Annotated in this window: 14 protein-coding genes and 1 tRNA gene; 10 read left to right on the top strand and 5 right to left on the bottom strand. The window is 61.5% G+C overall.

The features are described from left to right. The first annotated feature begins 35 nt into the window (after positions 1–35). The 4 genes from B9Y51_RS05685 (at position 36) to B9Y51_RS05670 (ending at position 4011) form a co-directional block, all read left to right on the top strand. Complete coding sequence (locus B9Y51_RS05685; protein WP_085529106.1) at positions 36–734, top strand: P-loop NTPase family protein; 699 nt, start codon at positions 36–38, stop codon at positions 732–734. Continuing rightward, positions 731–3193 (top strand): YhgE/Pip domain-containing protein, encoded by a 2463-nt coding sequence (locus B9Y51_RS05680; protein WP_085529105.1) that lies wholly within the window; start codon positions 731–733, stop codon positions 3191–3193. The genes B9Y51_RS05685 and B9Y51_RS05680 overlap by 4 nt, the downstream gene beginning before the upstream one ends. Continuing rightward, a complete protein-coding gene (locus B9Y51_RS05675; protein WP_245826081.1) occupies positions 3190–3828 on the top strand; it encodes a TetR/AcrR family transcriptional regulator in 639 nt (212 codons plus the stop codon). Before B9Y51_RS05680 ends, B9Y51_RS05675 begins: the two co-directional genes overlap by 4 nt. Positions 3829–3920: 92 nt before the next feature. Next, positions 3921–4011: transfer RNA gene (locus B9Y51_RS05670), tRNA-Ser, on the top strand. 265 nt (positions 4012–4276) lie between these two features. Here B9Y51_RS05670 and B9Y51_RS05665 read toward each other — a convergent pair. Further along, on the bottom strand, positions 4277–5116 hold the full coding sequence (locus B9Y51_RS05665; RefSeq protein ID WP_085529104.1) for a DUF4190 domain-containing protein: 840 nt from the start codon (positions 5114–5116) through the stop codon (positions 4277–4279). Positions 5117–5579: 463 nt separating this feature from the next. On the opposite strand from B9Y51_RS05665, the gene B9Y51_RS05660 reads away from it, so the two are divergent. Together B9Y51_RS05660 and hrpB are read left to right on the top strand one after the other, a co-directional pair. Further along, complete coding sequence (locus B9Y51_RS05660; protein WP_085529103.1) at positions 5580–6518, top strand: ornithine cyclodeaminase family protein; 939 nt, start codon at positions 5580–5582, stop codon at positions 6516–6518. A gap of 35 nt (positions 6519–6553) precedes the next feature. Further along, a complete protein-coding gene (gene hrpB / locus B9Y51_RS05655; RefSeq protein ID WP_085529102.1) occupies positions 6554–9121 on the top strand; it encodes an ATP-dependent helicase HrpB in 2568 nt (855 codons plus the stop codon). A gap of 67 nt (positions 9122–9188) precedes the next feature. Here hrpB and B9Y51_RS05650 read toward each other — a convergent pair whose 3' ends face one another. Continuing rightward, the gene (locus B9Y51_RS05650) at positions 9189–11390 is read right to left on the bottom strand and encodes a RecQ family ATP-dependent DNA helicase (protein ID WP_085529101.1); all 2202 of its coding nucleotides are present in this window, start codon (positions 11388–11390) and stop codon (positions 9189–9191) included. A 154-nt stretch (positions 11391–11544) separates the two neighbouring features. Here B9Y51_RS05650 and B9Y51_RS05645 point away from each other — a divergent pair, with 154 nt between their 5' ends. Then, complete coding sequence (locus tag B9Y51_RS05645) at positions 11545–12270, top strand: VTT domain-containing protein (protein ID WP_238650862.1); 726 nt, start codon at positions 11545–11547, stop codon at positions 12268–12270. 72 nt (positions 12271–12342) lie between these two features. Here B9Y51_RS05645 and B9Y51_RS05640 read toward each other — a convergent pair whose 3' ends face one another. From B9Y51_RS05640 to B9Y51_RS05630, 3 genes are read right to left on the bottom strand one after another with little or no spacing between them, the layout of a single operon-like run. After that, positions 12343–13293, bottom strand: a complete 951-nt coding sequence (locus tag B9Y51_RS05640; RefSeq protein WP_158088258.1) for an aldose 1-epimerase family protein — start codon at positions 13291–13293, stop codon at positions 12343–12345. Then, the gene (locus tag B9Y51_RS05635) at positions 13293–13637 is read right to left on the bottom strand and encodes a hypothetical protein (protein WP_085529099.1); all 345 of its coding nucleotides are present in this window, start codon (positions 13635–13637) and stop codon (positions 13293–13295) included. The genes B9Y51_RS05640 and B9Y51_RS05635 overlap by 1 nt, the downstream gene beginning before the upstream one ends. Before the next feature lie 27 nt (positions 13638–13664). Then, positions 13665–15341 (bottom strand): sodium:solute symporter family protein, encoded by a 1677-nt coding sequence (locus tag B9Y51_RS05630; protein ID WP_048683957.1) that lies wholly within the window; start codon positions 15339–15341, stop codon positions 13665–13667. A 219-nt stretch (positions 15342–15560) separates the two neighbouring features. Between B9Y51_RS05630 and B9Y51_RS05625 the strand changes: the two genes are divergently transcribed. The 3 genes from B9Y51_RS05625 to galK are packed head-to-tail and all read left to right on the top strand — an operon-like array spanning position 15561 to position 18798. Continuing rightward, on the top strand, positions 15561–16355 hold the full coding sequence (locus tag B9Y51_RS05625) for a DeoR/GlpR family DNA-binding transcription regulator (protein WP_085529098.1): 795 nt from the start codon (positions 15561–15563) through the stop codon (positions 16353–16355). Next, a complete protein-coding gene (galT, locus tag B9Y51_RS05620; RefSeq protein WP_085529097.1) occupies positions 16352–17479 on the top strand; it encodes a galactose-1-phosphate uridylyltransferase in 1128 nt (375 codons plus the stop codon). Before B9Y51_RS05625 ends, galT begins: the two co-directional genes overlap by 4 nt. Then, on the top strand, positions 17476–18798 hold the full coding sequence (galK, locus tag B9Y51_RS05615) for a galactokinase (RefSeq protein WP_085529096.1): 1323 nt from the start codon (positions 17476–17478) through the stop codon (positions 18796–18798). The genes galT and galK overlap by 4 nt, the downstream gene beginning before the upstream one ends. The last annotated feature ends 36 nt before the right edge of the window (positions 18799–18834 follow it).

Raw genomic sequence — 18834 nt, 5'->3', positions numbered from 1 at the left:
CCTTCCTCAGATGACTCATCGCTAGGAGTAACCCCGTGCTCGAAGTCTCCGACCTTCAGTCGAAGGGACGCCACGCTCCCCTGATCTATCCGACCTCCTTTACCGTCGAACTCGGCGAAATAATCCTCGTCCAAGCCAACACCCAGCTCGAACGTTCGGCACTGTCTCTCACCTTGACCGGCCGCATGAAGCCGAGCGACGGCGTCGTCTCGTGGAACGGGAACCCCGACGGCAAAGATCTGCGGAAGATCGCCGCGATCGTGGATGCCCCCGACATCAACGAGATGGAAAGCCACATGCGTGTGCGCGACTACGTCTCCGAAATGCTTTCCTATATGCCACACCCTTTCCTGCGGCGTCCAAAAGCGAGCGCCTGGCTGGAAGACAACGGGCTCGAAGACCTCGACGACCTGTGGGATGAGCAATTGACCGGTGACCAGCGCATTCGCCTCGTCACCGCCTTGGCGCGCCATGATGAACGCGCCGATCTCTTGGTGTTCGACACCCCGTCGCGCCACGCGAACCACACCTCCGCGTGGCTTCCTTCCCTGTTCGATCTGGCACGCGATGAGGAACATCCCCGAACCGTCGTGGCGGTGGTGCCCCACATCAGCGACTCTTGGCGCGGCCTTCGCGCCGTCGTCGGCGAACCCACCAGATCACCCCACGTACCGACCGATCTGAGCCTCGATGAGCTCTTTGACCCCCAGCAACTTCAGGAGACGCGCGCGTGACCGCCATTCGACTCGCACTCAGTGAACTCAAGCGCATGACCGGCGGGGTTTTCCCCAAGCTCGTGATGGTTGCGCTGGCCTGTGTCCCGTTGCTGTACGGAGGGATCTACCTCTATTCCAACTGGGACCCTTACGGCAAGGTTGACCACGTCAGCGGCGCCATCGTCATGGAAGATGCCGGCGGCAAGGGCCCCAATGGTCAGCAGATGAACACCGGACAGAGCGTCAAAGACAAGCTCCATGACTCCGGTAATTTCGACTGGCACGATGTGTCGGACCGCGACACGGCGGTGGACCAGGTGACCAAGGGCGAAACCGACTTCGCCATCGTGATTCCCAAGGACTTCACCCAACGACTCCTCTCGACGTCCAAGTTTGCTCCGGATCAGAACGGGAAACCGGGCACGGTAGATCCACAGCAGGCGGGTCTGGAAATCGTCACCAACGACGCCAATAACTACCTTCTGACGAACATCGTGGCGAAGGCCGGAACGACGATTCGCGACCAGGTGGCCTCCGAGGTCGGGGACCAAACCGCGCAGCAAATGCTGGCGAATTTCACGGACATTCACCAACAAATGTCTAAGGCAACCGACGGTTCTCAGAAGGTTTCCGACGGCGCCGTCAATCTCTCCTCGGCTGTGAACCAGCTCAAGGACGGCACGTCGTCCCTCGCGAGTGGTGCCCAACAACTCAATGAGGGCGCACATTCGCTCGTGGACGGCGAAAACCAACTTGTCGACGGCAATGCCCAAGCGGTTTCCGGAGCGAAGCAGCTCGATGACGGCGCCCAGCAGCTCAACGGCGGCGCCACGACTCTCGCCCAGGGGACCCAGGGGCTAGCCGACGGGTCCGCGCAGTTGAAGGACGGCACCTCAACCCTCGCCGGCGGCTCATCACAGCTCGCGGACGGGACATCGAAGCTGTCCGACGGCGCCGGCCAGCTCTCCCAGGGAGTCTCCTCCCTGAATCAGCAGGTTCAGGAATCGGGCATTCAGAATCTGGGCAACGATCTGACCACCATGTGTCGCGATCTCTCGTCGGTGAATACCTCAGAGCCGAGCGGCAGGCTCGGTAGCGACGTCTCCAACGCGGTGGTTTCCGAGGTCGGATCCGCGACTACGGAACAGGTCAATGCGCTGGTCAAGCAGGGTATTTTGACGCAAGACCAAGCGGACAAGGTCGTGGCCTCGGTGTCGGGGCAGGCCACCAAGGACCGCGTGGCCAACGCCGCGACGGGTCAACTCGATTCCGTCGAGAACACCGACCAAGCAGCCGCGTTGCAAAAGCTCCGGGATTCCTCGTGCGCCAGCGATGGCACCTCAACCGTCGCCGGGAAGATCTCCCAGCTCACCGGGGGCATCGCCCAGCTCAACGACGGAGCCGCAGGTGTTGCCGACGGCGCCAAGAACGCCAACGACGCCGCCCAGCAGCTTTCCTCCGGGGCCAGCACTCTCGACCAGAAGACGGGCGAACTCGCGGACGGCGCCACCAAGGTCAACGACGGCGCTCAGAGCCTGAAGTCCGGCGCCGGGACCCTCGCGGGATCCACGGGCCAGCTGGTTCAGGGCTCTCAGACCCTCTACGACAACCAGGTTTCCGCTCGCGACGGCGCGCAGAAACTTGCCGACGGCACCGACCAAGCGGTGCAGGGTTCCTCGCAAGTTGACGAGGGAGCGGGACAGATCCAGGGCGGCTCAGGACAGCTCGTGGACGGTTCGCAGAATCTGACCAAGGGGCTCCGGGACGGCACCAATAAGGTCCCCAACCTCGACGAAAAGGAACAATCCTCGCTGGCATCGGTCATGTCCGACCCCGTGACGGACGACCACAATTCTCTGGCCTCGGCCCGAAATTACGGCGAGGGCATGGGGCCGTTCTTCATCGTCTTGGCGCTCTGGATCGGTGTGCTCATGTCAGGCCAATTCTTGCGGGCCAGCAATAGTCGAGCCTTGGCTTCCGGAACGTCGAGTTTCCGCGTGGCCCTTGGCTCGTGGGGACCGTTCGCCGTCGTATCCGTGGCGCAGACGGTGGTGCTGTTCGCCGTCGTCCTCTTTGGTCTCGGCTTCGAAATGACCCATCCGTGGCTGACGTTCTGGTTCCTTCTCCTGACCTCTATGACCTTCAGTGCACTGGGACAAGGGTTGATCTCCCTGTTCGGTTCACCTGGCAAGCTCATGGTGTTGATCTTGCTGATCGTTCAGCTGGTGACCTGTGGTGGCATGATGCCGTACGAGACGTTGCCGGAGCCGCTCAAATGGCTGCATCACGTGCTTCCCATGGGATACGCACTGACCGGTGTCCGACGCCTGGCCTACGGCATCAATGAAGGATCGGTGCCTATGCTGGTACTAATCCTCGTGGGCTTCCTGATCCTCGGCGTCGCGATTAGCCTCCTCGGTTCCATCAAGAGTCGGACATGGACGCTCGCCAAGCTGCACCCGGAGGTTGAACTGTGACGACGCACCGCACGGTAGAAGACACGCCCCCGTCGACCATTAAGCGTCGGCCCGGCAGGACGTCACGGACGCAGCTCAAGCTCTTTGAATCGGCCATGGTCATCATGAGCGAGAAGGGTCCCACTGCCACCACGGTCGACGAGATCGCGGCCAAGGCGGGCGTTTCCAAGGGCACGGTGTACTACAACTTCGGCTCCAAGAAGTCGATGGTGGATGGACTGCTCCGATACGGGGTCAAGCTGGTGTTGGAATCCATCGACGACGCCGTAGAAGACGTCTCGGACCCACGGGACCGCCTCCTCCGGGCCACGATCGCGGCCCTGCGCTTTTTGGAAACGCAACCCGGGTTCGCGAGGCTCGCCGTAGCGGAAATGTGGCGCCCCAACGACGTCGCCAATTCCGAGGTCCTGTCGGAGCAGCGAGGCGTCATCATCGATCGAGTCACCGAGCTAGTCGAGGATCTGCGCCGGTCCTACGAGCTATCCCCGACGCCGGACAGCACCTCGATCGCGGTCGCCATTTTCGGCGCGACGTTTATGCTCGCCATGGACCGGGAGATGAACCATTCGACCCGGACCACGCAAGACGCCGCCCGCGCCGTGTCTAAGCTCGTCGACGGCTACATCGTGGCGTAGGCGATGGGTGATCAAAGCAACAGGTGTGCGGCTACGATTATGAGCCCCTCAAGTTGAGGAGTCCCCGCTGAATCGGTAAAGTAACCGAAGTTGGTGACGTGTCCGAGCGGCCGAAGGTGCGACACTCGAAATGTCGTGTACGGTAACCCCGTACCGAGGGTTCAAATCCCTCCGTCACCGCCAGCTTGAAGGCCCCTACCGCCCCGGAATCCGGGTGGGTAGGGGCCTTTTCTTGTGCCTGCGGCCAAAAGCGGGGGCTTCAGGCGTTCGAAGCCCAGACACCAGAGATGGCCTGCTCATCAACTATGAGATGCATCTGACGTCACCATCGCCGATCTTGAGATATCAGCAAAAAGCCCCCCGAGAAGATGCCATGCATCTCTCGAGGGGCCACCGTATTTACAAAACTTTATGCAAAGTTGGGCCTATTTTGCTGAACTCGGCGGATCTATTGAATTTCGGCCTTGTACACTGCGACTACAGGTGCCGTCGTACTGCCTCCAATGGTGTTCCCATAGGTTTCGGCACCAGCAACTGTGACCCACAGCTTCACGTTATCGTCTTTCACCAGCGGCTCAAGGCTCGAACATTTGCCCTTACCGTTCAATGATTCAGCATCGAAGGCGATGGTATTCGTCTCGTAGAGATAGGTTTCCGGCTGATACGAAGCACCTACATTGACTCGCATGCCGCAGGCTCCGGTAGCTGAATCGAGCTGAGTCACCCAACCATAAACTATGAGTTGTTCGCCCACATGCCCCTTGGGATCTTTAACGATCTGGGCAAGTTGCCGGTCGTCCACCTCATGAAATGTCGCCAAATCAGGATTCTTGGGAACCGCACTGGAACTTGAAGACGGCGATAGAGTCGTTTCAGGCTTAGCGGATGCGGATGCACTCGACGCAGAGGCCGACGGCGCCTCTGATGATGCAACGGAAACGTCACTTCCGTCTGACGCACCCGACATTGCGCCGACGACAAAACCAATAGTCAGCAGCAAAGACAACACTAAACCAACCGCAGAGATGCAGATGCCAGAAATCGTCATGCCCTTCAACTGGTGAGAGCCCAGCGCAATGATGGACAAAATCAAGCCGGCCACCGCCAAGAGCAGGCCAATAATCGGTATCCAAAAGAGCACGAGGCCCGCCACTGCGAAGACGAAGGCGATAATGGTAAATGTGTTCGACTTTCGCGGAGGCTGATAATAACCTTGGTAGTTATTTTGCCCAAAATTCGAATACTGATTCTGCTGACCACCATTGGGGTCACGTGGATACATGCTCATCCGGAGCCACTTTCAGGTTGCGAGCCACGACCGTGACTCTAACGAACGGCCCCATTAGGCCTTCATAATCATAGGCAAGCTTTGAGTGATTCACAAGGTTTTCAACAGAAAACGCGTAGGTTCCTGATGTAGACTCGCGAGCTGTTCTCGGGTGAGAGCCGATTTTCACTTGACCCAGGTGTACTTTCCATGCCAATGGGAAGATTCATATTTGAGGTATGGTCTGGCAGCCACCATAGATTGACCACCTTTTCCGGGACTTCGCCGCGTCAGGGCAACCAAACCTTTACCCTCATGACGAAGCGGCACCCCCTCTTGAGGGAACCGGCCGCCCCGTTCAGCTGACCGGTGAAGTTATTAACATGTTCCGTCCCGCCGCACACGGCACGAGCCAAGATGGGTAGACTCGCATCGCAGTCCATCGCATCATCGGCTGCCTCGAAATGAGGGCCGTGGAGGTTTCATGTCTGAGTTGTCGACTCCCGATATTCGTACCGTCAACGCCGAACAGGTCTTGGCCCACTTACCCATGAGGGCAGCGGTGGATGCACTGAAACAGGCACTAGCGCAAGGTTTCGATCCCTCGCGCGCCCACCCGCGCACTTCAGCGGAGTTGAACCGGGGCGAGTTCCTCATGATGCCCAGCGAGAATGGCGACTACGCCGGCGTCAAGATTCTCACGGTTGCCCCCGAGAATCCCCAGCGTGGCCTGCCGAAAATCCAGGGACAGTACCTCCTCTTCGACTCTGAAACGATGGCTCCTCTGGCACTCATCGACGGCGTCGCGCTCACGGCCATCCGTACGCCCGCGGTCTCCGCTTTGGGAGTGGATATCTTGGCCGCCCCCGATGCCACCGATCTTCTGGTCTTCGGCACCGGCCCCCAGGCCGAATACCACGTTCGTGCGGTCGCCGCCGTCCGAGAAATTTCCCGGGTCGGCATCGTGGGGCGCAGCGGAAATAAAACGGATCGGCTGGTCGCGGCCCTCAACGCCGAAGGATTCAACGCCCGAGCAGCTTCCGAGGACGACGTCGCCTCCGCCGACATCATCACCTGCTGCACCTCAGCCAGCGAACCCCTCTTCGACGGGGACTCTGTGCAGGACGGCGCCGTGGTCGTCGCGATGGGTTCTCATAGCCCAGACGCCCGGGAAACTGACGATGCATTGGCCCGCCGAGCAGCCTTTTACGTCGAAGACGTCGACACCGCGATGCGTGAAGCGGGCGACGCCGTCATTGCGGTCAAGCGCCATCTCATCCGTGAGAACGACCTCCGCGACCTCTCGACGATGGTTACCGAGGATCGCCGCACCACCGCTCGCCCGGCACTGTTCAAGACCGTGGGCATGGGCTGGGAAGACCTCGTGACCGCAAAGGCTCTCTTCGAAAACCTCCCTGGTTAGTTCTGACCCACCGTATTCGGTGGCTTTCACCTGACATGAAGTCCTTCCCCCTCGATCGCATCGCCCAGGGTCTCCCCGCGCGCCAGCTCATTCCCACCATGACCGGCTGGTGGCTAGATGAATCCGTGACCCGCGCCGTGGTCGAAGCACCACCGGGGTCTGGAAAGACCACCGTCATCCCACCGCTCATGGCGGAACTCGCAGCCCGTCCAGCCGGCTCAGACGGAGCACCGAAAAAGGTGCTGGTCACACAACCACGAAGGATCGCCGCGCGGTCGGCCGCGCACCGTCTTGCTCAGCTTTCGGGAACGGCCCCCGGGGAGCTCAGCGGGTACACGATCCGTGGGGAACGGAAGCATTCGGCGTCGACGCGCGTGGAGTTCGTGACCACCGGTGTTTTACTTCGCCGTTTGATCCGCAATCCCGAACTCGAGGACGTCGCCTGCATCGTGCTAGACGAGGTCCACGAGCGACACCTTGACTCTGACCTCGCCGTCGGGATGGTCACGCAACTCGCTCAGATGCGCGACGACCTTTCCGTTGTTGCCATGTCGGCGACCCTTGATGCACGGCGTTGGGCCGACTTACTCGGATCTGAGGACCAGCCCGCCCGGATCGCTTCGGCCGAAGTGCGCACGCACGAGTTGACGGAGTCGTGGGCACCGTCGTCTACGCCCGCCCTCGACGTCCGCGGCGTCACGCCGGGGTTTCTGACGCACGTTGCGGAAACGACCGCCGTTCACTTGGGTTCGACCGACGGCGACTTCTTGCTCTTCCTCCCGGGGTCCCGCGAAATCGACAAGGTGACCGCTCTCCTCCGCCAACGTGTGCCCGACGACGTCGAGGTGCTCCGGCTGACGGGGCGGACTCCGTCAGCCGAGCAGCAACGCATCATGTCCGAAGCGGGGTTCGGGACGCGCCCCCGCCGGATCATCGTTTCGACCAACGTGGCCGAATCCGCGATCACGGTCCCCGGAGTGCGCCTCGTCGTCGATGCGGGGCTCGATCGCCAGCAGCGTTTCGACACCGTTCGCGGCATGAGCGGCCTCGTCACCGTGGGTGCTTCTAAAGATTCGATGGTTCAGCGCGGTGGACGCGCGGCCCGCGAAGCTCCGGGGACCGTGGTGCGATGCATGAGCCCAGCCGAATTTTCCGCCCGGCCCGCCTCCGCGCCGCCGGAAATTGCTACGAGCGATCTCACCTCCGCCGCCCTCGATCTGGCCTGTTGGGGAGCTCCGGGAGGACGCGGTTTGCGACTTCCTGATCCCCTTCCGGAGCGTGCCTATGCACGGGCCCGCAAACTGTTGCAAGCCCTCGGAGCAATGGACGACGACGAACAAGCCACGGCTACGGGTCGCCGCCTTGCCGAGGTTCCCACCGATCCTCGGCTTGCGAGGGCGCTTTTCGATGGTGCCGACATGGTCGGAGCGCGGGCCGCGGCGGAAGTACTTGCCACCATCGGTTCGGATGATCGCGCACCGGGAGCGGATCTATGGGCATCAGTCCGCAACTTCCAACGCTCAGGGTCCGGGACGTGGCGGCGCGAGGTCGACAAATTGATGGATGAAGTTGAGGCCCAGCCCACCAGCGAGCGCGCCACGGAAGAATCCACCGCATGGGTGACCGCCCTCGCCTTTCCCGACCGCATCGCCCGACGACGCGGCGGAAGCGACGAATACCTCATGACCTCCGGCCATGGGGCTGCCCTGCCCCCTGGTTCGGGACTCACGGGTCAGGAATGGTTGGCCGTGGCCGAAGTTGCCCTGGTCAATGGTTCGCCCGTCATCCGTGCGGCCGCAGTACTCGACGAAGAAACTGCGATGCTGGCCGGCTCCGAAATGCTCCGCGAAGAAGAGGTTGCCACCTTCTCCGAGACACGCGGAGGAGGCAGGATCATATCGCGTACGGTTGCGGCGCTAGGGGCGATCGAACTCTCCTCGACGCCGCGGCCGCCCTCCCCAGAAGCGGGCCGTCGTGCAGTGCGGGACGCGATCAGGCGCACGGGTTTTGAACGATTCCTCGCGCCCTCCCCGGCCTTCGAATCGCTCCGGGCACGCATGGGCCTGCTCCATGCGATCTACGGCGATCCGTGGCCACGAGTCGATCTCGAGACCCTCGCATCCTCTGCAGATTCCTGGCTCGGCCAGGCACTTGACCGCATCGCCGCAGGTGCCGCACCGGCTTCCACCGATACGGTTTCGGCGCTCAGGGGGCTCCTGCCGTGGCCAGAAGCATCCCGAATGGACGACCTCGTTCCGGAACGGCTGACAGTTCCCAGTGGTGCTTCGGTCCGTCTGAACTACCCAGCCCCTGAAGAACACGACCCTGACGTCAGCCCACCCGTACTGGCCGTGAAATTACAAGAATGCTTCGGTTGGGCATCGGGGCCGACGATCTGTGACGGCCGCGTACCGGTGGTACTTCATCTGCTGTCTCCGGCCCGGCGACCGCTCGCCGTCACCCAAGACCTCACCAATTTCTGGACCAACGTGTATCCACAAGTTCGCGCGGAGAACCGAGGCAGATACATCAAACATCCTTGGCCGGAAGACCCTTGGAACGCCACGGCGACGGCGAAGACCAAACGCGCTTCAGGAGGCTAGACACGCTCCGTTGAGCCGATTCGAGGTCCAGCGGTTGAGCCCGTACGGCGCAGCCGGCCACACGAGTTCACCCCTGCAACGCCAGCGCGAACGGCAACACGCCATCGGCACCGGCCCGAAGGAGCTCACGACCGGCCACCGTCATGGTCCAGCGCGAGTCCACAAGATCATCCACCAAAAGCACCGGCCCCCGAAGCTCGGCCAACCCGGCGGCCAGATCCGCTCCCACGTGGAACTTCCCCCAAACACTGGCTGCGCTAAATGCGCTGTTTCCGCCTCGACGGTCGGTGGCGGATTCGCTCTGGGGAGCGAGCTCGAGTTGTCCCAGGTACGGCAATCGCCCGGCGGCGGACAGCCCCTGGGCCAGAGAGTCCACAAGCTGGGGTCGCGATCTCGACGGTATGGCCACGACGGCCGAGGGTCGGCGGGACCAGTCCCATTCCGCCAGAACGCCTATGCAGGCTTTTCCGACGTCTGCCTGAACCTCGCCGTCGATGGGACGGCCGGCCTCGTCCGCGGCGAAGATCTCCCGAAGCCGGTTGCCCCACCCGAGATCGGTGAGCCTAGCCAAAACACGGCCTCGTTCCACCCGCTCCGCCTCGGGGATCTTGCCCTTGTGATCGATTCCGAGCTTGGGGAGTCCGCTCGGCCACTGAGCCCGCGGCTCTATCGGAACACCGACCTTCACAAGACCGTTTTTGGCCCGACGAGACGATTCCACGTCGATGTCGCTCGGGTACCACGGACCTGCGCAGACGTCGCACCTGCCGCAGGGTTCCGCAGTGTCGTCGTCCAGCTGATCGGCAAGAAATTGCATGCGGCATTGGGTGCCCGCTTCGTAATCAAGCATGGCCGTTTGCTCACGACGCCGTGCCTCGGCGATGCGTTCGTACCTTTCGGCGTCATAGGCCCACTGACGACCGGTTGCTTCCCAACCGCCTTGGACGCGCTCGACGGCGTCCTCCACGGAAAGAACCTTGAGGAGTAGTTCCAAGGAGGTTCGTTTCACATTGACGGCGGACTCTAAGGCAGCCACGGATAACGGCCGACCAGCGTTCTGAAGCGCCGCGAGAACCGCCTCGGCGTTCTCACGAGTGGGCATGGAAGCGGTGGCGAAGTACTTCCAAATCTCCGGATCCTCACGTCCAGGCAGAAGCAAGACGTCGGCACTCTCCGTTGCGCGCCCCGCGCGACCTACTTGTTGGTAATAAGCAACCGGCGACGACGGCGCTCCCAAATGGACGACGAATCCAAGATCCGGCTTGTCGAACCCCATGCCGAGGGCGCTCGTTGCGACCAACGCCTTGACGTCGTTACGCTTCAGGGCTTCCTCGGCCTCTTCGCGCTCACCGGTATCGGTGCGACCCGTGTAAGAACGAACCACATAACCGGACTCCGCAAGAATGCGGGCTGTGTCCTCGGCGGCCGAAATGGTCAGGGCATACACGATGCCACTCCCGGGAAGGTCTTTTAGATGCTCCAATAACCAGGCGATCCGGGAGGCATTGTCTGGGAGGTTCAGAACCCCCAGACGCAGGCTTGCCCGCGACAGAGGCCCACGCAACGTGAACACCCCTTGCCTCTCGGAAGCTGCACGGTCGCCGGAGGTTTCCGCGTCGCCTCGTTCTTGAGAGGGGAGCGTGACCCCAAGCTGTTCCTGAATATCGGCGACGACTCGGCTATTGGCCGTCGCCGTGGTCGCCAACACCGGAACCCTGGAGGGAAGACGGCCAATCAGGTCTCGTATCCGGCGATAGTCCGGTCGAAAATCATGGCCCCAATCCGAAATGCAATGAGCCTCGTCAATCACCAGGAGGGAACAACTTTTCATCAGGGAGGGCATCCACTCGTCCCGGAAACGCGGATTGTTCAGACGTTCCGGGCTGACGAGCAATACATCCAATGTTCCCGCCTCGATGTCGGCGCGAATCTCATTCCACTCGGTCGCATTCGCCGAGTTCACCGCGGCTGCGCGAACACCGGCGCGTTCGGCCGCCGCCACTTGATCACGCATGAGCGCAAGTAGCGGCGAAACTATCAGTGCTGGCCCACCACCGAACTGCCGCATCAAGAGTGAAGAAATGAAGTACACGGCGGATTTGCCCCAGCCAGTTCGCTGAATCACCAAGGCACGTGCTCGTTCCTCCACGAGCGCACGAATGGATTCGAACTGTCCCGGGTGGAAACGCGCGTCGTTTCGGCCAGTCAGAGCGCGAAGGTGGGCGACAGCTTGATCGTAAAGCTCGGAATCCTGGGGTGCGATGCTCATGTCTCCATCCTGACAGAGTCAGGGTCCGGCACAGATCACCCTGTGGATATCGTGGATCCCGCTGGGTTTTGGCAAGATTTGCACAGCCCCTACCTAGGTTCCCTCCAGTAGACTGTCCTCGGCGTTCCCCTCTTCTCCGACACAAGGTAAGTGCATGTCAGTCATCGCAGTTCTCGATAGCCATCTGCCCCATCACCTTTCCATGCTCAACGCGATCCCCGCACCGACCTTGAACCTGTTGGGATTCAACCTCGAGGACATTCTTGCCAACGCGGGTCCCTGGGTGCTCGGCCTCGTCACGCTGATGGTGTTTATCGAATCCGGCGTTCTATTTCCCTTCCTCCCAGGCGACTCCCTGCTGTTCACGACGGGTCTTCTGCATCAGCAGTTGGGCCTGAACCTGTGGGTCCTTCTCGTATCGGTTTCCGTCGCCGCCGTCCTCGGCGACCAAGTCGGCTACATGCTCGGGCACTTCTTCGGTCGCCGTCTGTTTTCGGAAAGAGGCAGAATCCTCAATTACGCAAACTTGGATCGCGCCCACGCATTCTTCGACAAGTACGGCGGCAAGGCCCTCATCCTCGCTCGCTTCGTGCCCATCGTGCGCACCTACGTCCCGCTGGCCGCGGGCATCGCGAAGTACCGCTACGCCGACTTTGCAAAATGGAACATCGTCGGTGCCCTGCTGTGGTGCTTCCTCCTGACGTTTGCCGGCGTTTGGCTCGGAAACGTCACGTTTATCCGTGAGCACGTGGACATGATCGTGATCGCTCTGGTTCTCCTCTCGATCATCCCGATCGGCGTCGAAGTGGCCCGCGAGCGGAACAAGGCCAAGCGTCGGGAAGCCGAGCTGTCCGACGGACCAGCATCGAGCGAGCAGTAACTCCGACGACGACGTCCTCAGGACACCACAAAGCGGCGGCACCCTCAGCGGTGCCGCCGCTTTGTTGTTGTATTAGCCGTGTACTTGGCCCACTATCGGCCCGATACGCCACCAGGCTCGGTGAGAATCACCCGGCTTCAGAATCGTGAGATTGCACCCCGAGCGGAAAGCATCGGCCGGCGCGGTCATCGGTTCAACCGCGACGGCCCGGCGACCAGGCGCTCCCTCCGGCTGGTCGTCCGTGTACACCTGAATCCAGTGAATCGCGGGACCGCACTCCAGGAAGACTCCATGTCCGCTGTTCGTGGTCAATTCACAACGGAAGCTGCCTCCTCCGGGACGAGCGATTGCCCCAAAGGCATGGTCAAACCGTTGCTGCCCCATCAGTCGCCCATCGCGAAGATCGAATTCCGTTCCGTGTACCGTGCGGACTTCCATGGGGAGGAGTCTCTCCGGATCCACCTCAAGATATTCTTCGGCGGGAATTTTCAGGCTCCATGTATCGAGGGCCTCGGGAGTCAGGCCATCTCCACCATCGGCCACCAGATACGGGTGGCCAGCGACGGCGTAGGGCGCGGGCTCGGCGCCCTCGTTGGTGGCCTCTACGGACCATTCCAAACCACTCTCAGCCAACTCATACCGGGCCTTGAGTCGCACTTCGAACGGATACCCAGGCTGCGGAACCAGGTCCAGGGACAGCGTGACGGCGTCAGAAGACTTCTCGACGACGTCCCACCGCTCCCACAGAGCGAGTCCGTGAGCCGCGTTGTGGCGTTCCGGCTCGGTCAAGGGAAGCTGGTGGGTCCGTCCCCCAAAGGTGTAGTTGCCGTCCCGGATTCGGTTCGGCCATGGAGCCAGAATTGCTCCGTTACACCCTTCTCGGGGCCCACCTGGCGGGGTGGTTCGCACCAGGGACCCCGAGGTGCCCTCCAGAGAGACCAGGCTGGCACCCACCTCGGCTATTACTGCGGTAAATCCATGGCCGGATATCTCGTGAAGGGCCCCCTGATAGGCGCCGGGCACTAGTCCAGTTTCCCTTCGCCTTCTGCCTTCTTGATGTCGACCGCCTCGGCGCTGGCGATGATGTCCTCCTCCGGAACCGGAGCAAGCCGATCCCAGACGAAGAACAGCACGCCCGCCACGAGCATCGATGCTCCGGTCCAGAGGTTGATGTGAATGCCACCGGTCTTCGCGACGTCGTCGGCCGGGTTAATGATTCCCATCAGGGTCACCAAAACCCCGTAAATCACGAAGAGACCACCAATGATGCGGCGTAGGTCGGTCCGTCGGGTGTACTGGATGAGATCCTTCTTCTCGCCTTCGCTCAATTGCACAAGGTCGGGAGTCTCGGAAACGTTATCGCTCATCGTATTTCTCCTAGTCAGTGCGAATTCTTAGAGGAATGGGAGGTAGAGAAGCACACAGAGGACCAACGCCGCAGTACCAAGAAGGGCCGGCGAGCGGTACCACACGGCATCGCCGACGGCCACGTCAGATTTAACGTCGACCGTACCCACACCGTAGACCAGGCCTTGAAGCTCGCTCAGCGGCTTGGGCTTCGACACGAAGGTCACCAGCACCGACACCACGATCACGGCCACGAAGGAGTAAATAGCTCCGTACATGGTCTCCGCCGTCGCCGAGCCGAAGAGTGACTCGTCGTTGAGGTAAGCGATCCAGACGATCGTCGGGGCGATGATTCCGGCGATGTAACCCCAAAGCCCTGCAGCAGGAGTCATGCGTTTCCACAGAAGCCCCAGAATGAATACGGCAAAGAGTGGCGCATTGAAGAACGAGAAAAGCGTCTGCATGTACGTCATGATGTTGCCGAACTGAGCCGCAAGGAAAGCCGTTCCGATGCCAATCACGACGCCGATCGCCGTGACCCATCGACCAGCCGACAGGTAGTAGCCGTCCGGCATGTTCGGCTTGATGTATTCCTGCCAGATGTCGTACGTGAACACCGTGTTGAAGCTAGACACGTTGGCGGCCATACCCGCCATGAAGGATGCCATCAAACCGGTCACGGCAACGCCCAAGACGCCGGACGGAAGGTACATCTGAATGAGCTTAGGAATCGCGTCGTTATAGGTCAGCGAACCGTCCGCGAACTGGTTACCGATCGTCGCGGCGGCAATCAGACCCGGCACGACGACGATGAACGGAATGAACAACTTGGGGAACGCACCAATGAGGGGCGTGCGTCGAGCCGCCGACATGTTCTTCGCAGAAAATGCCCGCTGCACCTCGGTGAAGTTAGTGGTCCAGTAGCCGAAGCTCAGCACGAATCCCAGGCCAAGCACGATGGCGAGCCAGTTGGCGCCGATTGGGTTCGTGACGTCGCCGATTCCGGTGCCTTGCCACGCCGACAGATGAAGCCTGCTGACGCCCTCCGTGTTCATGAGAGCTTCCTTCAATCCGGACCATCCGTGCACGCGGTGCAGTCCAACGACCGTCAGCGGAACCAGGCCGGCCACGATCACAAAGAACTGCATCACTTCGTTGTAAATCGCGCCAGACAGGCCACCGAGAGTGATGTACAGCAGAACAAAGCCCGCGGAAACCACGATGGCGACCCATTGGGGCCAACCCAGCATCGCCTCGATGATGATGGCCATCGCGTAGAGGTTGATGCCCGCAATCAAGACGTTGGAGACCGCAAACGCAATCGAGTTGACCGCGTGGGCGGCCTTACCGAAACGGCGCAGCATGAATTGCGGCACCGAGCGGACTTTAGAACCGTAGTAGAAGGGCATCATGACCAGGCCGAGGAAGACCATGGCCGGGACGGCGCCGATGATGTAGTAGTGCAAGGTCGCCATGCCGATTTCGGCACCGTTCGCGGCCATGCCCAAGATTTCTGTGGCACCGAGGTTGGCCGAGACAAAAGCCAGGCCCGTGATCCAGGCGGGCATAGACCGACCCGACAGGAAGAAGTCCATGCTGGTTTTGACTCGCCGCTTTGCCGCGATACCGATGGCAAGCACGGTCGCGAAGTAAAGGAAAAGCATCAGGTAGTCGACCCATGAAAGGGACAACCGGATGCTACTACTGGCATCTGCAAGCAACATCGCTTGCCTCCTGGAGAGTTCGATCGCGCACGCTATTGTGCGGAGATGTTCGTAATTGTTGAATTTTGCATTCAGCCTACACGCAGGAACGAGGGTGTCAACCCCCAAATCTCGGCACTATAGCGCCTTATAGGCATCGATGCATCCATGTTCATTACTGTTCGATTCGATGGCATACTAAGACCAGACTTGAACGCACAACGGCTGGAAGGAGTGACGATGCTCGCCGAAGAACGCCGAAAACTGATCGTCCGCGAAGTCCAAAAACACGGCACGGTTCATGTTCAGGTGCTGGCCGAGAACCTCAATGTTTCGCCAATGACCGTCCGTCGGGACCTAGCCGACCTTGACGAACAGGGGCTCCTCAACAGAATTCATGGTGGCGCAGAATCCACGAAGTCCACCCTTGAGCCCGCCTACGCGGACAAGATGTCCCGTAACGCCGGAATAAAAGCAGGCATAGCGCAGCGCGCCGCCGAGATGGTCTCATCCGACCAATCACTCGGGTTCTCCGCGGGCACCACGTGCACTCGACTGGCTCAAGAACTCACCAGCCGCGCGGATATCTCCAATCTGACCATCGTGACCAATTCCCTCCCCGTTGCCGAAGAATTCTTCACGGCGGAACACTCCGCCGCCGGCAACCACCCCGGCAATCCTCATCACGTCTTACTCACCGGCGGGCAGCGCACACCATCAGATGCCCTGGTCGGCCCGGTCGCCGACCTTGCCTTGACCAACCTTCACGTGGACACGCTCTTCATCGGTGCTCATGGCGCGGGAATCTCAGGACTCACCACACCCAACCTCGCCGAGGCCCGCACCAACCGGGCCCTCATCGAATCGGCACGGACCGTCGTGGCCATTTTCGATCACTCCAAATGGGGCACCACTGGACTCGCCGGATTCGCCGACTGGCCGGACGTCGACGTCGTCGTGACCGATTCCGGACTTCCCGCCGTGGCCCACGACTTTCTAGAAGACAACGTCAACAAGGTGGTCATTTCCTCATGACAGAGCCGAATTCTCCCCGCATCACCCGCGGGCAACTCGCCGACGGCCGAGAAATCTTCTTCTTCGATGACACGGAGCCGTATCTCTCGGGCCATAAGACGCGGCAGATTCACGATCCGCGTCCCCTCGACGAGCGCACTATGCCACCGCGTGAAGCCGCGAGCGTTCGCGTGGACCCGTTGAGCGGGCACCCCGTCGCCATCGCCGCTCACCGCATGAACCGCACCTTCCTACCTCCCGCTGACGAGGATCCCCTAGCCCCCGCAGGTCGCGGCACCGTTCCGTCAGAAATTCCTGAAGCCGAATACGACGTCGTCGTTTTCGAAAACCGCTTCCCCTCCCTCCAAGGCCCCCTCGAGATCTACCGGGACGAGCCGCTCTTTGAGGAGACCTCCCCCGCCGGCCGATGCGAAGTCGTGTGTTTCACCTCGGATTGGGAAGGTTCCTTTGCCGAACTGGGCCACCGCCGCGCAAGAACGGTCATCGAGGCCTGGACGCACCGCACACGAGAACTCTCCCGCCTCGATGGGGTGGCCCAGGTTTTCCCGTTCGAAAACCGCGGCGAGGAGATTGGGGTGACGCTTCACCATCCGCACGGGCAGATTTACGCGTACCCTTACGTCACTCCGGAAACCGCCGACGTCGCACGTCAGGCCGAAGAATGGGCGGAACGCACCGGAGGCGACCTCCTAGACGATGTGCTTCAGGCGGAGCTCAAAGAAGGTACGCGCATCGTGGCAGAAACCGCCTCATGGGTGGCCTATGTTCCGTTCGCGGCGAAGTGGCCCGTGGAATTTACCGTGATGCCTCGACGTGCGGCACGGGATTTCACGGAACTCACCGATACCGAGAAGGATGAGCTCACCGACCTGTATCTGGACCTCTTGGGCCGATTGAACCGCTTCTTCGACGAGGTCGACCACCTTCCCTACATCGCCGCGTGGCACCAGGCACCCGTTCGAGGCGGCGAACACATCTCGAGAATGCGACTGCACGTGTTTTCCCTGCTCCGAGCGCCCGGGAAGCTCAAGTACCTTGCGGGTTCCGAATCGGCCATGTCCGCGTGGATCAACGACACCACGCCCGAACGCATTGCTCAACGACTCCGGGAGGTCGCGCCGTGACCAGCCTTGAATGGATTGACGCACCATCCGCTGACGAGGCCACCGCCGCGATTCGCGAGGCGTTCGTCTCCGCCCACGGCTTCCAACCGTGGGGCATCTTCTCGGCACCTGGCCGGGTCAATCTGATCGGTGAGCACGTTGACTACAACGGTGGCACCGTCGTTCCGCTCGCACTCCCCCATCGCACGTACGTCGCCGTCTCGCCTCGCGCCGATGGCGTCGTCCGGGCCGCCTCCGCTCAAGAAAACGGGGGTGCAGAGTCGGTGTCCCTATCCCAGCTCACCCCGGGGAGCCTCTCGGGTTGGCTAACCTATGTCGCGGGGGTTCCGTGGGCCATGAGCCAGGCGGGCCTCGCCGGTGGTGACGACGGTCAGATCGCCCCGGGGGCAGAGATACTCGTGGATTCTGCGGTTCCGCTCGGTGCCGGGCTCTCCTCTTCAGCCGCGCTCGAATGCTCGGTTGCTTTGGCCGTGGACTCCCTGTGCACGCGAGACCACCCAGAACGAGATCTCCTTGCGGCCACAGATGAGGGGCGTGGACGACTCGCAGCGGCTTGTATCCGCGCTGAAAACGAGATCGCCGGGGCTAACACGGGCGGAATGGACCAGTCCATCTCGCTACGAGCCCATGAAGGCTCGGTGTTGACCATTGATTGCCGTGATTTCTCGTCCCGTCCCATTTCCATCGATATCGCCGGGGCCGGCCTGGCACTCCTCGTGATCGATACCCGGGCCCCTCACCGCTTGGCCGACGGTCAATATGCCCACCGACGCTCGGGTTGCGACGCGGCGGCGAAAGCCCTGGACGTGCCGACCCTGCGCGATGCGCTCCCCGAGGACATCACGGAGGCGGATCTCAGCACGGCATTCGAGACCTGGGAGAACACTCTCCGCCGAGGCGAAGTCGTCATCCCCGAAGGTCACGACGCCGACTCCTTGACCGGGCTCGTGCGGCATGTATGGACTGAGGTGTTCCGCGTCGAACAGTGCAAGACGCTATTCTCCTCGAACGTTGCGGCCGAAAATCCGGCCTGGTTGCGCTTGGGAGAGCTTCTGGACGCCTCGCACGCTTCCCTACGGGACGACTACCAGGTCAGTTGCCCCGAGTTGGATCTCGCCGTCGATGCCGCGCGTGAAGCTGGAGCCTTGGGTGCCCGCATGACCGGTGGCGGCTTCGGAGGCTCGGCCATCGCCTTGGTACGGGCCGAAGATGTCTCTGCAGTGGCATCCGCCGTCGACCAACAATTCCGTGCCGCCGGGTTTAACCGCCCAGCATTTTTGGAAGCGGTGCCCTCAGAGGCAGCCCGCCGAGACGTCTGACCCATCAAGCACACGAGGACGCCGCGCTCCCCACCT

The sequence above is a fragment of the Kocuria massiliensis genome (assembly GCF_900169715.1).
Classification (GTDB): Bacteria; Actinomycetota; Actinomycetes; order Actinomycetales; family Micrococcaceae; genus Rothia; species Rothia massiliensis.
This window is presented reverse-complemented; position numbering and strand designations above follow the sequence as displayed.

Excerpts from the sequence above, each read along its gene's own strand:
- B9Y51_RS05665 (WP_085529104.1), bottom strand. The coding sequence starts at position 5,116 with ATGAGCATGTATCCACGTGACCCCAATGGTGGTCAGCAGAATCAGTAT.
- B9Y51_RS05660 (WP_085529103.1), top strand. The coding sequence starts at position 5,580 with ATGTCTGAGTTGTCGACTCCCGATATTCGTACCGTCAACGCCGAACAG.
- hrpB (WP_085529102.1), top strand. The coding sequence starts at position 6,554 with ATGAAGTCCTTCCCCCTCGATCGCATCGCCCAGGGTCTCCCCGCGCGC.
- B9Y51_RS05650 (WP_085529101.1), bottom strand. The coding sequence starts at position 11,390 with ATGAGCATCGCACCCCAGGATTCCGAGCTTTACGATCAAGCTGTCGCC.
- B9Y51_RS05645 (WP_238650862.1), top strand. The coding sequence starts at position 11,545 with ATGTCAGTCATCGCAGTTCTCGATAGCCATCTGCCCCATCACCTTTCC.
- B9Y51_RS05635 (WP_085529099.1), bottom strand. The coding sequence starts at position 13,637 with ATGAGCGATAACGTTTCCGAGACTCCCGACCTTGTGCAATTGAGCGAA.
- B9Y51_RS05630 (WP_048683957.1), bottom strand. The coding sequence starts at position 15,341 with ATGTTGCTTGCAGATGCCAGTAGTAGCATCCGGTTGTCCCTTTCATGG.
- B9Y51_RS05625 (WP_085529098.1), top strand. The coding sequence starts at position 15,561 with ATGCTCGCCGAAGAACGCCGAAAACTGATCGTCCGCGAAGTCCAAAAA.
- galT (WP_085529097.1), top strand. The coding sequence starts at position 16,352 with ATGACAGAGCCGAATTCTCCCCGCATCACCCGCGGGCAACTCGCCGAC.